Annotated in this window: 26 protein-coding genes; 15 read left to right on the plus strand and 11 right to left on the minus strand. The window is 45.2% G+C overall.

The features are described 5' to 3' along the window. The first annotated feature begins 77 nt into the window (after positions 1-77). Positions 78-743, plus strand: a complete 666-nt coding sequence (locus J2736_RS00175; RefSeq protein WP_310222356.1) for a tetratricopeptide repeat protein — start codon at positions 78-80, stop codon at positions 741-743. Between the two features lie 11 nt (positions 744-754). Here J2736_RS00175 and J2736_RS00180 read toward each other — a convergent pair whose 3' ends face one another. After that, positions 755-1,816 carry an acyltransferase gene (locus tag J2736_RS00180; RefSeq protein ID WP_310222358.1) on the minus strand — a complete coding sequence of 354 codons (1,062 nt, stop codon included), beginning with the start codon at positions 1,814-1,816 and terminating at the stop codon, positions 755-757. A 272-nt stretch (positions 1,817-2,088) separates the two neighbouring features. On the opposite strand from J2736_RS00180, the gene J2736_RS00185 reads away from it, so the two are divergent. From J2736_RS00185 to J2736_RS00195, 3 genes are all read left to right on the plus strand, one after another. Further along, the gene (locus J2736_RS00185; protein ID WP_310222360.1) at positions 2,089-2,520 is read left to right on the plus strand and encodes a DUF86 domain-containing protein; all 432 of its coding nucleotides are present in this window, start codon (positions 2,089-2,091) and stop codon (positions 2,518-2,520) included. A gap of 47 nt (positions 2,521-2,567) precedes the next feature. Continuing rightward, a complete protein-coding gene (locus tag J2736_RS00190) occupies positions 2,568-3,236 on the plus strand; it encodes a helix-turn-helix transcriptional regulator (protein WP_310222362.1) in 669 nt (222 codons plus the stop codon). Positions 3,237-3,686: 450 nt separating this feature from the next. Next, positions 3,687-4,958: a S1C family serine protease gene (locus tag J2736_RS00195; protein WP_310222364.1), complete on the plus strand. Its 1,272-nt coding sequence runs from the start codon at positions 3,687-3,689 to the stop codon at positions 4,956-4,958. Between the two features lie 54 nt (positions 4,959-5,012). Here J2736_RS00195 and J2736_RS00200 read toward each other — a convergent pair whose 3' ends face one another. After that, entirely contained in the window at positions 5,013-5,648 is a 636-nt protein-coding gene (locus J2736_RS00200) for a bifunctional 4-hydroxy-2-oxoglutarate aldolase/2-dehydro-3-deoxy-phosphogluconate aldolase (RefSeq protein WP_310222366.1), read from the minus strand. 180 nt (positions 5,649-5,828) lie between these two features. Between J2736_RS00200 and J2736_RS00205 the strand changes: the two genes are divergently transcribed. Both J2736_RS00205 and J2736_RS00210 read left to right on the plus strand, forming a co-directional pair. Beyond that, positions 5,829-6,275: a DUF948 domain-containing protein gene (locus J2736_RS00205; RefSeq protein WP_310222369.1), complete on the plus strand. Its 447-nt coding sequence runs from the start codon at positions 5,829-5,831 to the stop codon at positions 6,273-6,275. Between the two features lie 14 nt (positions 6,276-6,289). Then, entirely contained in the window at positions 6,290-6,655 is a 366-nt protein-coding gene (locus J2736_RS00210) for a YtxH domain-containing protein (RefSeq protein ID WP_310222371.1), read from the plus strand. A 54-nt stretch (positions 6,656-6,709) separates the two neighbouring features. Here the strand turns inward: J2736_RS00210 and J2736_RS00215 are convergent, their stop codons facing one another. Both J2736_RS00215 and J2736_RS00220 read right to left on the minus strand, forming a co-directional pair. Next, positions 6,710-7,837, minus strand: a complete 1,128-nt coding sequence (locus J2736_RS00215; protein ID WP_397340149.1) for a phosphodiester glycosidase family protein — start codon at positions 7,835-7,837, stop codon at positions 6,710-6,712. Positions 7,838-7,954: 117 nt separating this feature from the next. Further along, positions 7,955-8,617 carry a helix-turn-helix domain-containing protein gene (locus tag J2736_RS00220; RefSeq protein WP_310222373.1) on the minus strand — a complete coding sequence of 221 codons (663 nt, stop codon included), beginning with the start codon at positions 8,615-8,617 and terminating at the stop codon, positions 7,955-7,957. Between the two features lie 209 nt (positions 8,618-8,826). On the opposite strand from J2736_RS00220, the gene J2736_RS00225 reads away from it, so the two are divergent. The 5 genes from J2736_RS00225 (at position 8,827) to J2736_RS00245 (ending at position 12,580) form a co-directional block, all read left to right on the plus strand. Continuing rightward, a complete protein-coding gene (locus J2736_RS00225) occupies positions 8,827-9,246 on the plus strand; it encodes a disulfide oxidoreductase (protein WP_310222375.1) in 420 nt (139 codons plus the stop codon). A gap of 87 nt (positions 9,247-9,333) precedes the next feature. Further along, entirely contained in the window at positions 9,334-10,344 is a 1,011-nt protein-coding gene (locus tag J2736_RS00230; protein ID WP_310222377.1) for a polysaccharide deacetylase family protein, read from the plus strand. 113 nt (positions 10,345-10,457) lie between these two features. Next, a complete protein-coding gene (racE, locus tag J2736_RS00235) occupies positions 10,458-11,267 on the plus strand; it encodes a glutamate racemase (RefSeq protein WP_310222379.1) in 810 nt (269 codons plus the stop codon). Between the two features lie 127 nt (positions 11,268-11,394). Then, complete coding sequence (locus J2736_RS00240) at positions 11,395-12,267, plus strand: M14 family metallopeptidase (RefSeq protein ID WP_310222381.1); 873 nt, start codon at positions 11,395-11,397, stop codon at positions 12,265-12,267. 100 nt (positions 12,268-12,367) lie between these two features. Next, complete coding sequence (locus J2736_RS00245; protein ID WP_310222383.1) at positions 12,368-12,580, plus strand: hypothetical protein; 213 nt, start codon at positions 12,368-12,370, stop codon at positions 12,578-12,580. Between the two features lie 671 nt (positions 12,581-13,251). On the opposite strand, the gene J2736_RS00250 is transcribed toward J2736_RS00245, so the two are convergent. Both J2736_RS00250 and J2736_RS00255 read right to left on the minus strand, forming a co-directional pair. Next, complete coding sequence (locus J2736_RS00250) at positions 13,252-13,419, minus strand: hypothetical protein (RefSeq protein WP_310222385.1); 168 nt, start codon at positions 13,417-13,419, stop codon at positions 13,252-13,254. A gap of 272 nt (positions 13,420-13,691) precedes the next feature. Continuing rightward, positions 13,692-15,938 carry an FAD-dependent oxidoreductase gene (locus J2736_RS00255; protein ID WP_310222387.1) on the minus strand — a complete coding sequence of 749 codons (2,247 nt, stop codon included), beginning with the start codon at positions 15,936-15,938 and terminating at the stop codon, positions 13,692-13,694. Positions 15,939-16,060: 122 nt separating this feature from the next. Here J2736_RS00255 and J2736_RS00260 point away from each other — a divergent pair, with 122 nt between their 5' ends. Next, complete coding sequence (locus J2736_RS00260) at positions 16,061-16,840, plus strand: AraC family transcriptional regulator (protein ID WP_310222389.1); 780 nt, start codon at positions 16,061-16,063, stop codon at positions 16,838-16,840. 62 nt (positions 16,841-16,902) lie between these two features. On the opposite strand, the gene ytvI is transcribed toward J2736_RS00260, so the two are convergent. The 3 genes from ytvI to J2736_RS00275 are packed head-to-tail and all read right to left on the minus strand — an operon-like array spanning position 16,903 to position 19,176. Next, complete coding sequence (gene ytvI / locus J2736_RS00265) at positions 16,903-18,015, minus strand: sporulation integral membrane protein YtvI (RefSeq protein WP_310222391.1); 1,113 nt, start codon at positions 18,013-18,015, stop codon at positions 16,903-16,905. An 18-nt stretch (positions 18,016-18,033) separates the two neighbouring features. After that, positions 18,034-18,780, minus strand: coding sequence for a type I methionyl aminopeptidase (gene map, locus J2736_RS00270; protein ID WP_310222393.1), 747 nt, complete (start codon positions 18,778-18,780; stop codon positions 18,034-18,036). A 36-nt stretch (positions 18,781-18,816) separates the two neighbouring features. Continuing rightward, on the minus strand, positions 18,817-19,176 hold the full coding sequence (locus J2736_RS00275) for a winged helix-turn-helix transcriptional regulator (protein WP_310222395.1): 360 nt from the start codon (positions 19,174-19,176) through the stop codon (positions 18,817-18,819). A 214-nt stretch (positions 19,177-19,390) separates the two neighbouring features. On the opposite strand from J2736_RS00275, the gene J2736_RS00280 reads away from it, so the two are divergent. Both J2736_RS00280 and J2736_RS00285 read left to right on the plus strand, forming a co-directional pair. Further along, positions 19,391-19,693, plus strand: coding sequence for an iron-sulfur cluster assembly accessory protein (locus tag J2736_RS00280; RefSeq protein ID WP_310222397.1), 303 nt, complete (start codon positions 19,391-19,393; stop codon positions 19,691-19,693). Further along, complete coding sequence (locus tag J2736_RS00285; protein WP_310222399.1) at positions 19,693-19,914, plus strand: DUF1450 domain-containing protein; 222 nt, start codon at positions 19,693-19,695, stop codon at positions 19,912-19,914. Before J2736_RS00280 ends, J2736_RS00285 begins: the two co-directional genes overlap by 1 nt. A 58-nt stretch (positions 19,915-19,972) precedes the next feature. On the opposite strand, the gene J2736_RS00290 is transcribed toward J2736_RS00285, so the two are convergent. Continuing rightward, complete coding sequence (locus J2736_RS00290; protein WP_310222401.1) at positions 19,973-20,467, minus strand: glutathione peroxidase; 495 nt, start codon at positions 20,465-20,467, stop codon at positions 19,973-19,975. A 70-nt stretch (positions 20,468-20,537) separates the two neighbouring features. Continuing rightward, positions 20,538-21,428: a TIGR01777 family oxidoreductase gene (locus J2736_RS00295; protein WP_310222403.1), complete on the minus strand. Its 891-nt coding sequence runs from the start codon at positions 21,426-21,428 to the stop codon at positions 20,538-20,540. Between the two features lie 192 nt (positions 21,429-21,620). On the opposite strand from J2736_RS00295, the gene J2736_RS00300 reads away from it, so the two are divergent. Then, entirely contained in the window at positions 21,621-22,844 is a 1,224-nt protein-coding gene (locus J2736_RS00300) for an MDR family MFS transporter (RefSeq protein ID WP_310222406.1), read from the plus strand. Positions 22,845-22,868: the final 24 nt, after the last annotated feature.

Consider the following 22,868-nt stretch of genomic DNA (forward strand, 5'->3'; position numbering starts at 1 on the left):
GCAGTGAATAGGGTCTTGCAGATGAACAGTCGCCGCATAATATGGTAGTATAAGGAAGTTGGAAGGGGGAATACACATTGCTTATCAAAATATTAATCTTTGGTTTACTTTGGCGAATCGTAGGTAATCCATTTCTTGCATTGCTTATTTTACTCGTGATTCTGTATGTATTGGATCGTAGATATGTAGGTATCATGCCGAATATTTGGCGGCCATTTCAGTTGAGACGTAAAGCTTCACGCCTGCGGTCCGATCTCTATGCGAACCCGCACAATACTTCAGCGAAGCTGGACTTGGCGCGCATTCTGATTGAACGCAAAAAATATCAAGACGCGCTGCCCTACCTAGAGCAAACACTACCTATTATGCAGGAATCTGCTGATGTTCATTACGAAATTGGACTTTGCATGCTAAAATTAGGCCGTATTGCCGAGGGTGAAACTTTCATGCTGAAAGCGATCGAGCTCAATCCGCGCGTCAAATATGGCGAAGCCTTCCTGCGCCTCGGCGAGGCGCTTGCTCCACTTGAGCCCAAGCGGGCGGCACAGTTTATTGAACACTTCCGCGACCTGCACTCCTCGTCAGTCGAGGCATACTACCGGCTCGGCCAGCTGTATCAGCAGCTAGGCCGCCAGGAAGACGCCAAGCGCGCGTATCGCGAAGCGCTGGACATTTACCGCGGCTTGCCACGCTACAGCCGCAGACAGCAGCGGCGCTGGGCATGGCTAGCGCGCTTCAAATAAAAAGGTTCCGCTCATCTGCGAGCGGAACCTTTTGTCATCGTGCTCGCGTACGCGCGCGCGAGCAGCCAAGCGCCCAGCAGCCCGATAAAGACGGCTGCTGAGGTGTGTAGATCATAGAGCCAGATGCGCCCTAGCGCTGGCTCTGGAGCAACGCGATCCCACAGGGTGAGTATCGCGGGATGCACGAGATAGATGCCGAAGGAGGCGGCACCTAAGGCAGATAAGCAGGCGCTGAAGCGTGAGCCGCGCGCAAGCTGTTTGCGAGCCCATGGCACGCAAACAAGGGGGATGGTCATGCAATAGGCGAGAAGCGCCAGCTCGAACCAGGTGTTGGCAAAGGCAGCAAACTCATATTGCTGCAACAGGAGCATGCCTACAAAAGCACCGCCAGCAAGCAATACGGCGCTCCAGATCCATCTTTTGTAACGAGTCGCCCATGTGATGATTGTTGGATAGTAGATACCCGCGAAAGCCCCGAAGAAAAAGGTAGCTGTATAGCTAAGGAACAAGGAGCTATATTCAGGCAACGGAAAAGCCCGATGATGAAAGGTATAGGAAGCCGCTTGAATGCCGATACCTAAAGGAATTAGAGCGCGGCGCAGCCATGTGTATCGCTTCACTGCTGTCATAAGCAAAGGGAATAATACATAGAACTGAACGATAATAACCATATAGTAGAGATGATAGCTGGCATTTCCGGATAAGAGCAGCTTAAATAAATGAAACGCATCAAGCTGTATCGTGCCATGAAACATGAACTGGTTATACAGATAGTAGAAGATGGACCAAAGGAGATAGGGGATGACGATCTTTTGAAGTCTTTTAGTCCAAAAAATACGTGCCATGCCTGATCCCCAGCGATCATAATACGAATAAAACAAGACGAGACCACTGATCCAGATGAATAATGGAACGGTAAATAGACTAGCTTTGTTTAGGATGAAAAAAATAGCTTGTGAGCCCGTCCCTATCGGTAGTTGTGTGGCACCGGAGGTACCATGTATAAGGACGACGGCAATGATTGCGATCGCGCGGACAATGTCGATTTCTGAAAGCTTCGGTTTAGATATCATGCTGCAATTTCTCCTCTTTCTCTCTCATTTCACTGTAACATGAACCTAAGAGTAGGACAATGGTGCTAGGAAGGAGATTCCGATTAGCTTGACGCTCACATCTACCCGAGATAAACTGTTGATAGCATGTACGAAGAGATCAATCAAGAGGGTGAATGAACGTGAGTTATGAATATTTGATGCAAGCGGTATTGCTCATATTTTTGGTTATTATCACTTTTTTTGCTATGTTGGCATGGACAAAATGGCGGAAAAGAGGACGGAGATAGATTATGTACTTTATTAACCATGAACAAATCGATGAGCGTATTCAATTTCTGAACACTTTGGCTGAAGCCAGTCAGCAATTAGAAGCGCAATGGATACAAGGCAAATCAGATCTTACTTGGCAGCTTGCTCAGGAACGAGTTCTTCATTTGGCCATTGAAACGGTGACGGATGTAGGGAGTTTGCTCATTGATGCTTTTATTCTAAGAGATGCCAGCAGTTATGAGGATATTGTTGAGATTGTACATGGCGAAGGGGCTTATTCAGAGTCTCTGACGGAGACATTGTTGCAACTCGTTAAGCTTCGGAAACCGCTTGTGCAGGATTTTGTAGATTGGAATCGTCAAACGTTGCATCCCATAATCCAGAAACTCCCAGCGGCTTTTGAGGAATTCGCATCATCCGTTCGTGCATTTATTAAGAGCGAATTGGCATAACATACATAGTTGTTTCGTAATTTACTTATTGTCTGCGATGCTGTAAAATGAGACCTAAACGAGTTCCGAGGGCAGGTGAGAGCGTGAATCAAACACTAGAAACATCTACGCGTAAAGTGATTCTTTCTATGCTCAAAACGCAAGGAGCGTTAAGTGTTCAGGATCTTGCAAAGCAGCTCGGGATCACAGAGATGGCAGTAAGACGACATATCCATTCCATGGAGAAGGACGACTTGCTTGAGGCAAAGCTCGTAAGGCAAGCGATGGGCCGTCCAAGCAATGTGTATACCTTAGCGCCTCAGGCCGATGAATTATTTCCCAAGAAATATTCACAGTTAACGTTGGATTTATTAGATGAGTTATTAGAAGACGAGGGTCATGAGAAAATTGAGCGGCTCTTTGAAGGCAGACAAGGAAAGCTCGAAGCACGATACCAATCAAGAATGCAAGCCAAAAGCTTAGAAGAGCGTGTTGCAGAATTAGCGCACATTCAGAATGAGAATGGCTATATGGTGGATTGGTCTGCACAAGGCGAGGACGCTTATATTTTTAATGAACACAACTGCCCGATTGCAATGGTTGCCAACACATTTCAGCAGGCATGCCAGTGTGAACTGTCCCTGTTCCGTAATTTGTTGGATGCCGATGTTGAACGTACGGAGTGTCTTGCCAAAGGTGCTAGCAAATGTGTGTATATCATACGTCAAAATAAATAGCGTTGAAGAAGGAAGTTAAGCAGATTGAGCTGCTTAACTTCTTTTTTTATACGCCAGAATTCCCATTTGGCATGTTTAGCATCTCGCTATGAGCAGAGAATTGCAAAAATACATCTTTTTTAGGGAGAATAGACCGTTTATCGAAGAATTCCTGCGAAAATACATCCTTTTTTCTCGATATGCCATTAAAAAGGAATTTCCGGTGCAAAAAGATGCACATTTGCATCTTTCCTATGGAACGCGACTTCTCCAGTGGAAAAGGATGCATACTCGCATCTTTTTTAGATTCTGACTTTCTGAGGCCTAGGAGCAGCCGTATTTCCTTCAGCAGACTTTCAGCTAGCATTCATACAGCTATCAGCCCAATTTAAGTCTTACTTCAGGTTGGCGTTCTATACTTGGTTTATCAACAAGAAGACAATTTGAGGGAAAACGAAAGGCGGTAATCATATGAATGAAAATATGAACATGAATGATGAAATGAACAATAACGTGCACGTAACAGATATCAAAGTTGTAAACAAATTAAATAGTTCCAGGATGAAGCCCATTTTTGCAGCTTTTATGGCAGGGGCAGTTGTCGTTGGTGGACTGATGTTCACTTCAGATAAGTTAAACCTTTTTGGTTATGATGCGCAATCCGTGCAATCAAGTGTCTCAGCGACTTCCACCGCTAACAGTGCGGGAGCTGGTGTCCAAACGGCATCACTGAACAGTAACGGCACGAACAGTATTCCCGCCATTACGAAGGCAGCGAGTCCAGCCATTGTCAAAATTGAAACGAAGGTCAAACAACCAACCCCATCAGGCAATCGAAGGAATTCGCAGCAGCAAGGCACACAAAGTGGCGATACCATTCAAAATGGGATCGGGTCCGGCTTTATTTTTGATGAGAATGGTTATATTCTAACGAATGAGCATGTTATTGATGGGGCTGATGAGATTAACGTGTATGTTCAGGGCTATGATCAGCCATTTACGGCGACGCTGCTTGGCAGCAGCTATGATTTAGATTTGGCCGTGCTCAAAATTCAAGGAGATCAAGCATTTCCTGCATTGAAGCTTGGCAACTCGGATACAGCAGAAGTAGGCGAGTGGGTCGTAGCCATTGGTAACCCTTATGATTTCGATTACTCTGTAACGACAGGGGTATTAAGTGCGAAGGAACGTGAAATCAGCATTGATGATGAGCAAGGGACACGGAACTACAAGCACTTGCTTCAAACGGATACCGCAATTAATCCAGGTAACTCAGGCGGTCCGCTGTTAAATTTGAACGGTGAAGTGATTGGTATCAATACGGCTGTCAATGCGGAAGCGCAGGGGATGGGCTTTGCGATTCCTGCAAGCACAATTAATGCTGTCGTAGATAAGCTCAAAAATAACGAAGAAATTCCTAAAGATCCAGCACCTTATATTGGTGTATCTCTACAAAATATCTCGGCAGACATGCTCGAAGATTTGAAAATTACCAGCACTAGCGGGGCAGTAGTCGCTGAAGTTCAGCAAGGATCCCCAGCCTTCACTGCCGGCATTCGTCAGTATGATGTAATACTTGATGTGAATGGGAAGGCCATCGCCAACACGGAGGAACTTACGAAAGCTGTCCAAGCCGCGGCAGTAGGAGATTCCTTGAAAGTAAAAATCTCACGTGATGGTCAAACGAAGGAAGTAACGGTTAACGTCGGGGATAAAAATACAGTGCCTAATTATCAAGGCTAAACGTGTAATAAGAGAAAACGGAGTTCGCGATTGTTCGCGAGCTCCGTTTTCTTTTTATGCGCGGGACGCGGCCAGTAATTGAGCAGCCTTGTCCGTAATCCAGCCGAAGTTACCGGCTTCAATTTCCTTCAAGTTGATGAGTGAGCCGCCAATGCCTAGACCATAGCAGCCAATACTCAGAAATTGTTTAATATTTGCTTCTGTTACGCCGCCAACTGCCATCATCGGAATTTTGTCCAATGGTCCCATCAATTCCTTGATATAAGGCAATCCTAAGCTTGCGCTAGGGAATATTTTAACGGCTGTAGCGCCGGCTTTCCATGCTTTAACTACCTCAGTTGGCGTCATGGCACCTGGAAAGATCGGAACTCCCTGTTGCTGTGACCAACGGATGACCTCCTCATCGAGGTTCGGTGTGACGAGGAATGCTGCTCCTGCGAGTACAGCTTGTTTGGCGTCTTCCAGATCCAGCACTGTGCCAGCACCGATGAACATCTGGTCTCCCCATTGCTTCTGCAGCTGAGTAATCATAGAAAGCGCGCCAGGTGTGTTTAACGTGACTTCCATAACGGTGACGCCACCTTGGAGCAGGGCTTCAGCAACAGCAAGGATGTGCCCTTCTTGCACGCCGCGGACGATGGCAATAATACGTGTACTTTCAATTTCTTGTAGTCCTTGTTCTCGGTTCATATCCCATTCCCCCAACTCGAATAACCATGCATTTGTCATTTATTATGACAGGTTCCAGAAATTTTTCCAATTAGTTTGTGTCAAAACAAGCCCTGCCTACCTATACTGTAGTAATTCATAGGCATTCGTCTAGAAGCCACATCAATCCTCACAGCTTTCAGCTCACAGGAGGTGACCTACATGACATGGACTGAGATCAGTATCGTCAGCTTGGCTGTTGCTTGTATCGTGCTCATTGTGTTTACCGTTCGTATGTTCATCACGGCTACACGAACGCTTCGCGTGTTAGGGGATGCTGTTGTTGAAGTAAAACAACAAGTTGTCCAAACAACAGAACATTCGGAGAATCTAATGAAGCAAATAGGGCAGCTTACGGAAGAGGTACATTTGCAAATCCTTGCGCTAGAACCAAGTATGCAAGCGGTAGAAAAGGCAGGGGTGGCAGTAGGGGAAGCAGCATCCACACTGCGCAAGGCCTCACGTATGATGAATGATTCCTTACTTGGTGCGGAAAAGGTCGTACATACGCATCAGAAGCGTATCCACGACGTCATGGAATGGGCAACGACAGGGTTTGAACTATGGCAGCGATGGCAGGCGCATCGGAATGCGAAATCAGATCATTAAGGAGTGGATAACACATGTCCAATGGAAAAAAAGGAAAAGATCTACTTATCGGTGCTGTCGTCGGCGGTTTAGTTGGGGCGGCAGCAGCGCTGCTATTCGCACCGAAATCCGGTCGCGAGTTGCGCAGTGACATCGCAGAAGGCGCGACGGTAGTTAGCGACAAAACGGTTCAATTGGCTAGTACAGTAAGTCAAAAAACACAAGCAGCAGCCAAAACAGTAAGCACTACGACGACAGATCTCGTTGGCAAAGCGAAAGATACGGCTGCAAGTGTCGTTGAGACCGTTCGTTCTTGGAAGGATTCATCCACAGGTGACGAGCTCCTTGATGATATCGCAGCATCGGAAGCTGCAGAAGATCTAGTTATCGTAGGCCGCTAAACGTGCAAACAAATAAGCAGAGTGCTCATTGAATTGAGCGCTCTGCTTATTTTTTTACCATTTGGAAGGGTCGATTTTAGTAATATCCAGACCTTCCCAGACATTCTTAATATCAGCAGTCTCGGGATCATCGAAGAGCAGCCATGCGGTAGGAAGATAACGTTCTCCGTATTCACTAGAAGGTTTATTTATAATAGCATTATTGTGGACAAGCACGGTAGAAGCGCCCCCATCCAGGTTAGCCGCGGTGATTGCGCCATGGGCTAAGAATATTTCCTGTACATCATAGAGTGTTGCACCGATACTGTGTGTTTGTCTGCCATCGATAATCGCAAAAAGTATTGAGCCATCCTTCGTTTGCGCCATGCAGGTGCGAGGTGCGATGCCCCAGCCGTCTGCTTGACCTTTGATTTGGCCAACACCGTTCACAATGAATCGAGGGCTGAAGGATACAGCTTCCTGGACGCCCATTTCGAGCAGTTCAGATACTTTGTATTTGCCAGAAATCATTCGGCCTTGCTTATCGATCCCAACAATCTGTACGGAACCGTTCATCCCTTTGTCATTGTAAAAAATTTTGCCCCCGGAGATTACAACGCCTTCTGGTTGAAAGCCATTACCTTCCCAGTTCGGGTCAATAAATCCGCCGCCATTAACGCCCAGGATAGCCCCCGTACGTTTGACCATGGAGGATACCTTCTCCCCCTTACCTGCTTTCGCCGGCACGGCTATACGAAGCTTGGTGGGGTCTGAGATGGTAACAAGCTTCCCTTTGAAATTGGGACCGGAAATGTTCTCAATCGTTACAAGTTCTTTCTTAACAGGAACTTCTGCAACAGCAGGCACATGTGATGGCTGGGGTGCAATCTCAACAAGTCCCAAATCCTTCTCTGTACCCATCTCGTCAAAACTTTTTGAATACGTAGCTACACGTTTTTGTAACTCGGCACTGCCGATTAAATATTTGGCCCAATCCCGATGCTGTGTCGTGATGATGGTGTCTGCCATCATGAAGCGCAGACTTGAACCCGAGGAGGTCAAGAAGAACCAGCCTAAACTTAAGGTTGATAGAATTGTAATACTAATAATCACATACAACATAAAGCGTATCCCTGCTGAACGTTGGCTTTTTACGCGGGCTTGCATGGTGGCCTGTCTGGTGGTTGTTTGTTGAACAGCCATGGTAAGGCATCTATCCTCTCTAACACGAATTAAGCCATACTGTCATCTCTATAAGACGAAAAGAAAGGAGAATAAGTTTCAGATTTCCTGAAAATTTTCTCCTTTTTTTGTAAATGTTTAATTTTGTCGTTGGAGCGGTTGGAGAAGAGACTCTTTTAGCAGGCTCTTTTCATAGTTAAATTCAATCTCGTTACCAGCATGACGGGCAACACTGCGAAGAATAAGCTCGTGATACTTCTTTTGACGTAAAGCCGCAATTGTCACACTTAGACTAACGCCAAGCGGGTCGAAATAAAGTTTACCCTCTTGGGCATCATACTTCTTAACGTGAGTCAAATTAACGAAAAGATCGGTGTCCATTTTCTTGAACCCATGATCCTCTAATTGATCTAGAAATAGACTAAAATCGAGTAGAGACTGCATATGGATTCTGCGACTGCCGATTCGTGTATGATACGTCATTTCAGTTGGACCAATCTCTATGAAAAGAATGTCAAGTAATGGTAGAGTCAATGGCGTCGCTTGCGTCTCTTGATCTTCTTTTTCAAGATATCCTGCTTTCTCCATAAGATCGGTATATGAGAACTTATATGCGTCAGACAGTTTCTTTAGAGTAACAGGGGACGGTTTGATCTTCTCATTCGTTGAACGGTTTCTCTCTAATTCTAAATCGCGAATATAGGCATGGGACAGGCCACTTTTGTTGGCAGCTTCACGCAAGGACATTTTCCCGCGCAGGCTTTCCAAAAATTTACCGAATCCTTCAAATTGTTTCATCATAGGAATCCCTCCATATGTTAATTGTAAATGAATTGGCGCTAAATAGAAACATTTATAGTACTTAATGGTGCTAATTACCACGGCAATTAACGTATATCTTATACGATTCGTAAGCAATATGCGAATTTAGTAGGTCGAGAGAATCAAGCCCGTGACTTCTTTCTGCTATTTTTTTATAATAGGAGAAGTAGAAAGGGGACGATTTCGTCATGTCAAAAAAATGGATAAGAGACAACGGAATGCATATATCATGGCTAGTTGCCTTAGTAGCGACGCTAGGAAGCTTGTACTTCTCTGAAATTATGCATTTTGCTCCATGCAAACTATGTTGGTATCAGCGAATTCTTATGTATCCATTAGTTATTATTTTGGGTATCGCAGCAGTCCGCAGAGATTACAAATTAACCATCTATGTGCTGCCATTAACGATTTGGGGAGCCTGTATCTCCATCTATCACGTTTTATTACAAATGGGTGTTTTCAAAGAAACGGGGACAGGCTGCGGTCCAATTGCATGTGATACCGATTACTTAAACTGGCTCGGTTTTATTACGATTCCGATGCTTGCAGGAACAGCCTTCATCCTAATTACTGTTCTACAATATTTGGTCTATCGAGCTACAAAATAACCCCCGAAATTGAAGTTAGGCAGGTAATTTGTCAATCACTGTCGAATAGGAATGGTAGAAGAATCCATTCCTAGCGAGGTGTAACTCATGACAAACCATACCCATAAAGCTGCACTGCTGATCTTACTGAGCGTTACGTTGGTCGGTTGTGCAGATATAAGCCTAACGGCTCCTGTAGGCAATGAATCGGCTTCTACAGCCAATTCTGCGACCTCCTCTCCAATATCACCAACTCCTATTCCTACAAAAGCTGCTGCACCAACACCAACTGCGACGCCTAAGGCAACACCACATACAACAACAGTGCCAAGTGCGACGCCGGGTGCGTCACCCGCTATACAGACGCCAACTGCTACCCCAAAAGTTGCAGTTTCGACAGAACCTTCTAAAACAAAACCTTTGCCAACGGATCGAACGCCTTATTCTTGGTATTATATGAAGAAAAAAACGGGTCAGGTTCCTGATTTCCCACATGAAACCAAATCGTTTAGCAGTGACCAGAAGGCAGTGTGGGTGGGGACAGGCAAAAAGGTCTATCTGACCATCGACGCAGGCGGCCCATTAATTGAAGTCGATCTCATGCTGAAATCGCTCAAAGAGAACAATGTCAAAGCTAATTTTTTCATTACAGGAAACAACATTAAGAAGAATCCAGACTATTTGAAAAGAATTGTAGCAGACGGTCATTATGTGGCTAACCACACGATGACACATACGGATTTTAATGAATTGACAGATGACCAGATTCGTAAGGAAATTAAGGATTTTGAAGTCGTCTATAAGCAAATAACCGGCAAAGAGGTCGGTAACTACTTCCGTTTCCCTTACGGCCACTATAATCCACATAATTTAAGCTTGGTTTCGGATATGGGCTATACCTCTGTTTTCTGGTCTACGGCAATGAGAGACTGGGAGCCTAGAGCGAATGGCGCGGAGGATCCGTACAACGATATTATGAATAACCTGCATGATGGGAATGTGATTTTGATGCATCAGGGGTCTATTGAGAACATGCAGGCGCTTGATCGTATTTGTAAAGAAATAAAAAAGCGGGGCTACGAATTCGGCCTGGTGACGGAGCTTCAGCCTAAAAAGTAAAGAAGATTTGGTCGAAATCTGTGTAGTACTCTTGGTACCTTTAAGCTTGGCCGCACATATCCTAACCATGTGGTTCCTATTAATTTACTAACCGGCAAAGGAAGCGGATATGTGTGCAGCAAGCGATAGCCGTACTGGACTCCGGAGTCGGAGGATTAACTGTTGTAAAAGAAGTTATGAGACAGCTGCCGCATGAAAAAGTCATTTATTTTGGAGATACAGCCAGGAGCCCTTACGGTCCCCGACCCCCTATTGAAGTTCGACATTTTACTCGTCAAATCGTAGACTACTTACTTCAATTTAATCCCAAAATGATTGTGATTGCCTGTAATACGGCGACCGCGGTTGCGATAGAAGACATACGTGCGCGTGTCTCGATTCCTGTTGTAGGTGTGATTTCCCCAGGAGCAAGAGCAGCGATCAAAATGACACGAAGCGGAATGATTGGTGTTATTGGCACAGATGGGACGATACGCAGCCAAGCATATGAATCGGCATTAAAGCAGATTTCACCTGATATTCAAGTCTATAGTGAGGCGTGTCCGTTACTCGCTCCATTTGTTGAGAGAGGTCTTTTTAGTACGGAAAGTGCGCATACAATTGTGGAGCAATCCCTAAACTCTTTAAAAGAAAAGCCGATCGATTGCTTAATTCTTGGCTGTACTCACTACCCTTTTCTAATGGATTCCATTTCTCGCGTTATGGGTCCTGAAGTGAACTTAATTTCTTCTGCGGAAGAGACGGCCAGAGATATCAGCACGATTCTTTCTCAGAGAGGTATGCAATCACAATCCTATGAAATGCCGATTCATCAGTTTTTCTGCAGTGGTGCTCCACCCGTTTTTCGGCAGATTGCAGAGAGCTGGCTCAAGGAATATATTCCGTTCATGCCAGTTGTGTGGCAGGTGCCTACTATTATTTGAACAACGCTAATAGACCCTCTGGGGTCTATTTTTATTTCGCTCCATATAGCTGAGATACCGCATGATTCCTGTAACTGAGGCATAAGCATAGCCATACGTAAGAAGTAGAAGTCTGTGAGGTGGTCGTGTGTTAGGTTACGGGTATGAGACTTTGATTGAGGAGCTGAATCGTTTAGGCAAAATATATCCTTTTGTACAGGTGGCGTGTATCGGCCAAAGTGTGATGGGCAAGGATATTCCTGCGCTGCGTATCGGCCATGGTTCGAAAGAAATTCATTTTAACGCCGCTATGCACGCCAATGAATGGATAACAGCCCCTTTGCTGATGCAATTTGTTGAAGACCTTGCCTGTGCTTATGCAAGAGGGACGGCATGGCAGGGGCGCAATGTGAGACGTATGTTGTCGGAGTATTCTTTGTGGGTCGTACCGATGGTCAATCCAGACGGTGTGGATCTTGTGTTATATGGATTGCCTGAGGAGCATCCGCATCGTGAAGCGTTGCTGGCATGGAACCAAGGGTCCTTGTCGTTCTTGAATTGGAAGTCGAATATACGTGGTGTAGATCTCAACGATCAATTCCCTGCACATTGGGAAGAAGAAAAGCTGAGAAGAGAACACGAAGGGCCGGGGGAACGTGACTATGGGGGAGAAGCGCCATTATCTGAACCTGAAGCGGCTGCATTAGCTCATTTTACGGAGTGCCATGACTTTGAGCTTGTGATTGCTTTACATACACAGGGTAGAGAGATTTATTGGAATTACCGTGACTACGAGCCTGCCGAGTCGGAAGCTCTTGCGGAGCGTTTGGCTCTGGCTAGCCAGTATGAGGCGGTTAAGCTGACAGGCAGCGATGCAGGGTATAAAGATTGGTTCATCCAGCAATACCGCCGACCTGGTTTCACAGTCGAAGTTGGGTTCGGTGTTAATCCATTGCCAGTTGAAACGTTCGCTTTACTATATGAGGAAGTCGTTCCTATACTTTTGACAGCGTTGGAGTAATGAGGACAGAGACAAGTTAGGTCAACTTATGCGCTTATGTCACGAACCGTTCAGCCCAGACTTCATATACTGAAGGAGGAAGCTGTAGGGAGGCGTGAACATGGCACCACCTAAAGGTAAAGGTAAGGTTGTTAAGAAGAAAAAAGACCCATCATCTCGTGCTCAGTACACGATGAGGATGGTTGAATCGGCTACGTGTTCGGTGTGCAAAACACCTTGCGCAAGAGGCATGCGTTACTTGGAAATGATGTCGCAGCCTGGCGCTGTCGGCCGAGGTGTGCCGTGTATTTTAACGCGTAGGAAAATCAATTAGGCTGGATCCGCCCTTTTGGAGGGGCGGATTTTTTCGTATGATAGCTAGCAAAGTGGTAAAAGAGCGCCTTAACTCGAGAAAATCGAGTTACGCGTCGAGAAATAGTCAAAAGGAATCCCGTAACTCGAAAAAAGAGACTGTCGATTAATTCCCAAGCGTTTGCCCTACAATCGATTTTAATGAGTTAGTTCAAACCGAAAAAATATTTAATCGATTAGAAATGACTTGGCAGATCAATTCTCAGCTATTTAACGGAATTGGGACCCCTCAAAATAATTAATCGACAGTCTCAAAATTCGAGTTACGGCACAAGAAAATCGCGATGGTGCTCCCGTAACTCGAAAAATGAGACTGTCGATTAATTCCCAAGCGTTTGCCCTACAATCGATTTTAATGAGTTAGTTCAAACCGAAAAAATATTTAATCGATTAGAAATGACTTGGTAGAACGAATCTCAGCTATTTAACGGAATTGGGACCCCTCAAAATAATTAATCGACAGTCTCAAAAGTCGAGTTACGGGCCGAGAAAGAGTCAAAAGAAGAGCCGTAACTCGAAAAAATCGAGTTACACATCATGAAAGAGGCATGGCGCCCCGGCACAATAAGCGCGTCATCCAGTCCCAAATAAAAAGCCCCGCGAGCTGTCTCGCGAGGCCACTATGTGTATGGATTAATGGTTAGGTGTGAGTAATTTATCTGCGATAGATTGTTTGAGCTTCTTGATTGCATCTGTTTCTACTTTTTGGTTTAGGGCAAATTTGGTACCAGTGAGTGCAAGCGCTTCCTTAACTGTCATTTCAACGCGAATAATTTCTTCACCATGCGGAATTTGTAACATTTTTCATCACTCCTATGTCAGCTTTTAAAAGCGGAAACATTGATTCTACGCACTTTTAATATAACACATCATGTTAGGTTAAGCAAGAGCAATTCGTGCCTATTTTTAAATATTTAGGAGGTGCTTGTCCGAGTAAATTCATTTGCACGATAGCCTCGATTTGCCCAAACACAGCAACATTTTTAGCTGCCTAATGCAACACAAAAAAAACCGATATGTACCACTACACATAGTGGTCATACCGGCCCTTTCATAACACGCGAGCTGCTATTCTAACGGTAGCAACGCAATTCCACGATTTCTGCACGCTCACAACCATTCGTTGATGCGACGACAACACGTAGACGATTCGTTGAGACTGCTTCTTTTAACTGATGAACATGGTGACGAGTGTGATTGTTCGTTTGTTCAACAACCGTCGTCCATGATTCCCCATCCCAAACTTGGATCGTGTAATCTTTAACTAATTCAGGAAGAATTTCGAATTCGGTACGATGATGATGCAAATTAATTAAATCCTCATTCACGTCATCATTGAACGTCACATGCACTTCCCCAATGCTATGCGTCTCCGTCCAGCTAGCTTCGAGCCATTCCTCGGCACCGCTGATTCCAGCGGAAGACCACAGATGCGGACTGCCGTAAGGCCGTTTGTGGCCGTCAGCTGCTTTGCCAGCGGCATAAGCGGAAGTTGGTGCGAGCAGTCGGAAACAGAAAGGTTTCCGGTTGAAGTTTTTCGGACTCCAATCGATGACAGGTTGATTAGGTTTCATATCCCCGAAGTCAGCCGTACTTGTCGTAACGGCATTGTTTTTGAAGGATAGAACGCCAGATTGCGGTCGATCGGATAGATGCACGGCAAGAGCAGGGTTGCTCTTGAGTACGATGAACGCGTTCTGAGCGTGTGCAGGCTCCCAGTTTAATGCAGCCGTAACCCACTGCTTAGTTCCCTCAGCTACTGGCACCACAACGGACGCTATGAGCGTATGAGGGACATAATTTTGCGGCTTGCCTGTGTCCCACAGTTCGACAGTAAGCTCTGTTGCAGCAGTGGCATCAACTAATAGCTCGATGCCATTGATAAACGGATCTACAGGCACTAGAAGCCCCGCAGGCGTCTCCAATGGATAAACACCAGCCGATTGCTCCAAAGCCAGCTCTGTCAGCGTGCTGGAAGCCGTGAGCGTCGCGCTGCGAACAAGATCAGCCTCGTCGTTATTCACTACGCCAAGAATCGACGCATCTTGCCGCAACAGAGTCTGCTGCAGCTCGTTCAAGTGCTCGCTGTGCAACTCACGCGGCGAGATGCCTTTCTCCGCGCATAGGGCTGCACCCGTACCCGCTGCTTCACCAATGACAGCACATGTCGCCATGACACGTGTTGTCCCGAAAGCGACGTGGGACGCGCTGATATTGCGTCCAGCCATGAGCATATTCGACACATTGCTCGAATAAAGGGAACGGAACGGGATATGATAGGAACCATCCATATGCATATGTTTCGAGCCGCTTTCCGTCGAATACATGCCTTGCGGCGGATGCAAATCAATCGACCAGCCGCCGAAGGCAACGCGGTCCTCGAATTGCTCTTGCGCAATCACATCATTTTGATTGAGAACATAATCACCGACGAACCGGCGGTATTCCCTTTTACCTGGAATTGATCCAATCCATTCTAGCGTTAAATTTTCGCTGTCAAATTTCCCAGAGTTTTTGATGTAATTCCATATCCCATAGATAACCGAGGAGAGCTCATCGCGAATACGCTCATTATCATGGACAGTATCATGCTCTCCGCCCCATTCAATCCACCAGTAAGCGCACCCATTATCGCCGCTGCGAATGACTCGCTTCATAGGAATCGACGTTTGTGTAATATCTTTTGCGAAGCTTGGTGCTATATATTTGACTGGACGGCCAGCATCTTTGGTGTAAAAGAGAAGCGTGCTTCCAAGTGTGATATCATCCGGTACAAGCGGTGCCCATTCCTCGTTAAATTCATGCTGAGCCTCGCGGCCAATACGGAATTTAGCGCCAGCTAAGAAACCAACGAGACCGTCGCCTGTACAATCGAGAAACACACGACTCTCGAAACGAATTCTGCGTTCAGAACCCATCATCCAACCTGTGACAGCTTGTATAGTACGAGAATTATCGTCACCTGAGGCATCGACCTCGTGCACATCTGTATTTAAGAATAAAGTAATATTTGGCTCCGCTTTCACCTTTTCAAGGACAATTAAATCCCAGATGTAAGGGTTGCCATCGATATTGCGATATTGGTTCTCTACAAAAAGTTCACCCATGATGCCAGTTTCGCGAGCATTGCGGTGGACACCATGTGAAGTGGCACCACACACCCATACACGTACTTCGCTGCTGGCATTACCGCCAAGCACCGGACGATTTTGAACGAGAGAAACAGTTTGACCTAATCGTGCTGCAGCCACTGCTGCACAAACGCCTGCCAAGCCACCGCCAACGACTGTGATATCAGATGTAACGATTTCATGCTTCATTATGAGCACCTCACTAGTATTTAGAATATCCATGCTTTCATTGTAAAATAGGTGATATCCTTTTAACATACAGTGAGTTACAATTGGCATATACTTTATTTCACTTGATTGGAGAGTGTAATATGGCCTATCGCGATCCAGCCTTGAAACTCTTATCTCATGTGTACTGGCATCAGAAAAAAGAGTTTATGTTTGAGCGTGATGACTACCCTTGCTGGACGTTGTTTGCGGTGGAGGAGGGGAGTTTTTTCTATGAAATTCGTGCGGAGCAGGGGGAGGCTAGATTAGGAGATCTTGTGCTTTGTCCACCTCGTACCGTGTTTCGGAGAAAAACATTGGAGCCGCTGACTTTTCACTTTTTACAATTTATAGGTGAGCCTCATATGGAACAGGAAGCGACCTGGCAGGGTAAGCTGTCCGTACAAGATTTACCGCGCCTGACATCCAGTTATCGTTACTTGCGAACGTTACAAGGCTGGGATGAAGAGAGTACAGCTCACAAGCTTTACCTTGTGAATGATCTCATGCGCATGGTGCATATGGACCAACTTATCGAGGAGAGTCCTCCAGTCACCGTTATGGATGAACAAATGGACGAAGCGCGGAACTTTCTGACGGATCATGCGTTTGGAAATCTGTCCATGTTGGAGTTAGCCACTTCATTGGGACTGACGCCTGTTCAATTTACACGTAGATTTCGAAAAGCATTTGGCCAAACACCGACCGAATTCATTAACGATTTGCGCCTTACGCGTGCGAAACATCTTTTGGAAAATACGACATTCACCATGGACATGATTGCTACCCAATGTGGATATGAGAATGGCTTCTACTTAAGCCGCGTGTTTACACAAAAAATCGGCAAAGCACCATCACTATATCGCAGCATGCATCGGGTATAGCATAAAAAAGAGGCTGTCTCAAGTCAATTAGACTTGAAACGGCCTCTTTTTCATAATGAACGTTAACTACCGGTATATGGCAGTTTTCCTTCTGTGTATTCGTTCTCTGGCTTGCGAATCCAGCGCTGTAAATATCCTTGCGTATGTAAGGCCTTAATCAGAATGATGAGTACGGGCGAGAGAATAACGCCTGCCACACCGAAGAGGGATAGCGATACAATCATGAAGGCTAAGGTTGTAAATGCGGATACGCCTAAGGATTCCCCTGTGATTTTGGGCTCCATAATCTGTCGAACAAGAATAACGACAAGAAGCAAGGCACTAAGCCAAATGGCTAATGTGGTATTCCCGACGATGAACAGATAGATGATCCAAGGTATGAACAAGGTTGATACACCGAGTAAGGGCAAGACGTCGAATACGGCTGAAAGCAGCGCGATAGAGAAGGCGTTATTCACATTGAGCACAAGCAAAGCAATGAAAACAACGATAAAAGTCAACGTGATGAGCTTGGCTTGTGCTTTTACATAAGAAACAATTCCTTTAACTACGTTCTCTTTTAGAAAAAAGAAGGCGGATTTAAACGTATTTGGTGTTTGTTCATTGGCAATCCGTTTCCAAGATTCAATTTCGATGCTTAAGAAGTATGCGAGAATGATGCCGACGATGAAATTGAACATGAACGTGGAGAAGGAAGTCAGGGAAGCAACCAGTCCAGATAAAAAGGCAACAAGGAAAGTGGAAGCTTTTCCTGCAAATTGCCCTGCATAATCTTTAGCTTTGCCCGTCACATCATCAGGCATGGCTTGGAAGCGATCGTTTAGTTCAGCAATCCGATGGATGATCTGGTCATTAAAAATCGCTGCGTAGTCATCGATTTTATCAACAAGACTCATGATCTGACTAGTGAAAATGACGACAGCCCCGGCTAATGCCCCCAGAATGATAAGGACGAACACCAACGTTGATATCGCGGAAGCTAAAGATTTGCTCATCCCTTTACGATTCAAGAAACGAGCAAGCGGCTCGATCATCATGAAAATGATTAAAGCCAGAAAAATTGGCGTGGCGATGGCGTACAAATAACTGAATAGCAGCATGAATAAGTAGACGGTTAATACGATGAGCCCAATGTCAAATACCGTTCGCCAATATTTCTTGTAAAAAGACAGCATCCCTGTTCCTCCAGATCATTATTGTTCAGTTAGAATAATCGGTCCATTGCTTGTAATCGCAATCGTATGCTCGTACTGTGCAGATAAGCTGCCGTCGTACGTTCTAGCTGTCCAACCATCTTGGTCTACTTTGGAATGAAATTTACCGACATTTAACATAGGTTCGATGGTGAAAACCATGCCTTCTTTAATGCGCGGCCCTTTGCCAGCAGGTCCATAATGAGGCACTTGAGGTTCCTCATGCATCTCGGAACCAATACCGTGACCGATGAAATCCCTAACAACGGAGAAACCTTGTGACTCCGCATAGACTTGAATAGCGTGAGAAACATCCCCGATGCGGTTACCGACCACAGCCTTTTCGATCCCTTTGTACAGAGATTCCTTCGTAACTTGCAGCAGTTTTTCAGCAACAGGCGAAATGTTGCCAACCGCGTAGGACCAAGCGGAGTCTGCTAACCAACCATCAATGCGCACTACCATATCAATTGTGACGATGTCGCCATCATTTAATGGTTCTTTCTTCGGAAAGCCATGACAAATAACATCATTCACGGATGCACATGTTGCATACGGATAGCCATGATAGCCTTTTTGCTCAGGAGTTGCACCATGTTTCGCTAGAAAGCCTTCAACGAATTGATCGATTTCCCAAGAAGTAATCCCTGGTCGAATCATTTTCGCGATTTCTTTATGGCAATCGGCCAGGATGCGGCCTGCTTTTCCCATGGCTTCAATTTGTTCTTTTGATTTAATTGTGATCATCAAGTACCTCTCCTCTTCGTAGTCCCTAATTGTTCATTATGTCCATTTTGCTGACCAAAGCTTCATCTCTTTAATAATTTGATGCAGATCCTGCCCTTTTGGTGTCAACGTGTACTCGACTGTAACAGGAACCGTAGGGAACGCCATACGCTCCAAAACCCCATGTTCTTCAAGGTGGCGCAAAATATCCGTGAGGGATTTGGGACTGATGCCCGTAATTTGACGCTGCAGCTCTCCGAAACGCTTCGTGCCGCAAAACAATTCTCGAAGCACAAGAAATGCCCATTTTCCGCCAATAACTTCTAGTGTCCGTTCAACGGAACATTCGATTTCCTTAGGGATTTTAGGTATATAATTGCTAGTTGAGGCGACTTTTTCATTTTCTAGCGTAGACATGAGATCGCTTCCTTTCATCAAAGTCGTGTAGGTTACTTACGTCAAGGTTAGTAAGTTAACATTTTGTAATAAGGGATGAATACTCATACTACTATGTATTTTAAAGTTCCTTATGTAATTTGGCAATAGAAGGGCAGAATAGGACAAGGTTGATTTCATGCTCTAGATTCTTTACAATAGAGTTAAAATTTATTGTTTCAGGAGATGTGTACATATGAAAGTCAAAATTTCTCGTAATGCAGCAAAGGTACTTCAATTGGAGCTTAATAAAGAAGAAAACAAGGGTTTGTTGGTTCGCGTACAAGTGACGCATAAGCATGGTGACCATGCTCACTATGGCTTGGGTCTTGATGATAAAACAGCAAATGATGTTGTAGTAAACACGGATAAAGGCATTGATGTTTTGCTTGATCAAACAGAACCGCTTCTAGACGGTATTCGTATTGACTACTTCTACACACCAGAAGAAGGCTTCATGATCACGAACCCAAGCAAGGGGAACCACGGAGACCACTAATGCCGAATGATATTCGCATTTGTGATAAATGCAAACACATGAAGGTGAAATCAGCACTTGCCAAAATAAGTGCGATTGCACCGGATACAGAAGTCAAGGTTGCGTGCAAGTCGTATTGCGGTCCATGTTCACGGTTCGCATTTATATTTATTAATGGCCGCTACATTACAGGCGCAACGGAAGACGAAGCGATCGAGAAAGCAAAGAAATACGTTAAATAACCAAAAAGCATCCGTCCAATTGGACAGGATGCTTTTTTACTATTCTTTGAAAGTAGGCTTAAGCATGAACAGGGGACTTTTCAAGGAGCTTCTGAATTTGCTTTTCAATTTTGCGCGGTGTCGTTGTTGGGGAAAAGCGTTTGATCACATTTCCGTCCTGATCCACGAGGAATTTGGTGAAATTCCATTTGATCCCCGAGCCGAATAGACCCGATGCTTTGCTTTTCAGATAACGGTATAACGGATGAGTTCCCGCACCATTGACCTCGATTTTGGAGAAAAGAGGGAAATTAACACCAAAATTAATCTGACAGGCCTGCTCAACCTGCGCATCATCGCCTGGCTCTTGATCCTTGAATTGGTTACAAGGGAAGCCTAGAACGCTAAATCCTTGGTCTTTGTAAGTATCATGGAGCTCTTGAAGCCCTTTGAATTGAGGAGCAAATCCGCATTTCGTTGCTGTATTGACAATGAGCAGGACTTGATTCTTATACGTGGAGAGGGATTTCTCTTCACCGCGGATCGTCTTCACTTGAAATTGGTGTACGCTCATTAGGTCACAACCTTCCGTCACTAATATTTCACACAAATTAATTGTACACAAATTTAATTCGAATGAAAAGCTATTTTTTTACCAGATCTCTTAGCGCACCAGCTACCTCTGGAAAATGCCATTCGAATCCATTCTCCTGCAATACCCGCGGAATCACCTTCTGACCTTCCAAGAGTAGCACAGACAGCTCACCGAAAATCAACTTCATTAAGAAAGCTGGAACTGGAAACAGATTCGGTCTTCGCATAGCTTTCGCCATCTCGCGTCCGAAATCTTTATTGGTAACAGGCTGCGCAGTTGTAGCATTTACCGGACCTTCTATAGATGTATTCCGAATACAGAAATCGATCAGTCGAACCATATCTTCAATGTGAATCCACGATACCCATTGCCTGCCACTTCCGACAGTACCCCCGAAGCCCATCTTGTAGGGCAGAGCCATTTTGGGGAAAGCACCTTCCTTATTATCCAAAACAAGGCCAACCCGAACCTTCACGAGGCGTGTTCCTTGAATAAGATCAGCGGCAGCCTCCCATTGCTTGACGACATCGGATAAGAAGTCTGTATGTCGATGAGGACTTTGCTCGTCAAAGGTAGCACTCTCCGAAATGCCGTAATATGACATCCCGGATGCGTTCACCACGACCTTAGGCTTTGGGTTCATATTGGCGACTAGCTTAGCTACATGCGCTGCAGCTTCCAAACGAGACTGAACAATCCGCGTCTTAGCCGCGGCTGTCCAACGTTGACTGATGGATTCTCCAGCCAGATTAACAATGGCATCGAGTCCTTGAAGCAGACTCGTATTTTTGTCTAACTCCTGCCAGGTTATCGTTCTGACACCCGGAATCTGTTTCGATGATGAGCGTGATATATTAAAAAGTTCGTGACCCTGTTCTAACCAGTATGTTATTAAGTGTTTTCCAATAAAACCGCTGCCACCTGTAATCGCTATTTTCATCTCTAACACCTCCATATCGCCATTATAAAACGTACACCCAATAAATACCATCTGTCTGCATATGCTTTGAAAAAGTGGGAATTCCCAGTGCGAAATTACAACACAATCTGCGCTTTTCGTGTATAATTGAAATTCGGCGTCAATTAATTAACCCTTGGGTAATTCGTATGTCAGCGAGAGGAGTCATCGTCTATGAATCGTATACGTTATTTTCTGCAATCCTATCATCCTATCGTACATACGCTACTCTTAGGTACGGTCATGGCTCGGGCTGCGTCCTCCATGAGTTTACCTTTCCTAGCCATTTATTTGGCCAAGCATTCAGATATGAGCCCGGGGCTCATTGGAATTGTCATTGGTATGGGAGCTTTAGCTGGTACATTCGGCGGGTTTGTCGGTGGCACTTTGTCTGACCGCTTCGGAAGACGGGTGATCATGCTCGCGGCACTCTTTGGTTGGGGAGTCGTATTCCTGGGGTTCGGCATTGTGAAATTACCAGTTCTATTTATGCTGCTTAATATGTTAAATGGTCTTTGCCGCTCGTTCTATGAGCCTGTGTCGCAAGCCTTAATGGCAGATCTTACAGAGCTATCCAAGAGGCGGCAGGTATTTTCACTTCGGTACATGGCCATTAACATCGGTGTGGCAGTAGGTCCATTACTGGGAGCCTTCTTTGCAACAATGAATGGTGCTTTGCCTTTCTTGCTAACGGGTATTATCTATTTAATTTATGGCATCACATTGTACGCTCTACTTATCAAGTTCGGTATTAAGAAAATCGAAGGCGAGAAGAAAGCGATTGTGACTTTCAGTTCTGCATGGGGAGTCATTCGTAAGGACGTGACCTTCCGTCTGTACATTGTCGGGGGCATTATTGGGGCTATTGGCTACTCTCAAGTTATGGTCACGTTGTCGCAGTACCTGCAGAGGGATTTTGCTGATGGTGTCAAAATGTTTGCGATTCTCATGAGCGCCAATGCCATTGTCGTTATTGTTATGCAGATACCGCTAGGGAAATGGGCGGAGAAGTATTCGCCATTGACAGCGATTGTCGTAGGGAATCTGATGTTCGCTTTAGGGGATATCGGTTTTGCTTTCTCTCACACACTCATTTGGCTCATTATTTCAATGGCTATTTTCACATTCGGTGAAATCCTAAATTATCCAGCAGCGAACATGTTAATCGATAAGCTTGCGCCGGAAAATATGCGTGGAACTTACTACGGTGCTCAAACGTTAACGAACCTGGGTCATTTTATGGGGCCATGGATTGGCGGCTTTTTATTGGTGTCCTATGGAGGTCAAACGCTCTTCCTTGCAATCGCAATTTTGTCTTTGGTAGGGTCGATTTTCTATTGGAAAGGCACAAAACGTCATAATTCGGTAAAAATATCGTCGAAAATGCAAACATTTTGATGGATTTCGTAAAAATAGTTCCTC

The sequence above is a fragment of the Paenibacillus qinlingensis genome, assembly GCF_031455095.1.
In the GTDB taxonomy this organism is placed as follows: domain Bacteria; phylum Bacillota; class Bacilli; order Paenibacillales; family NBRC-103111; genus Paenibacillus_E; species Paenibacillus_E qinlingensis_A.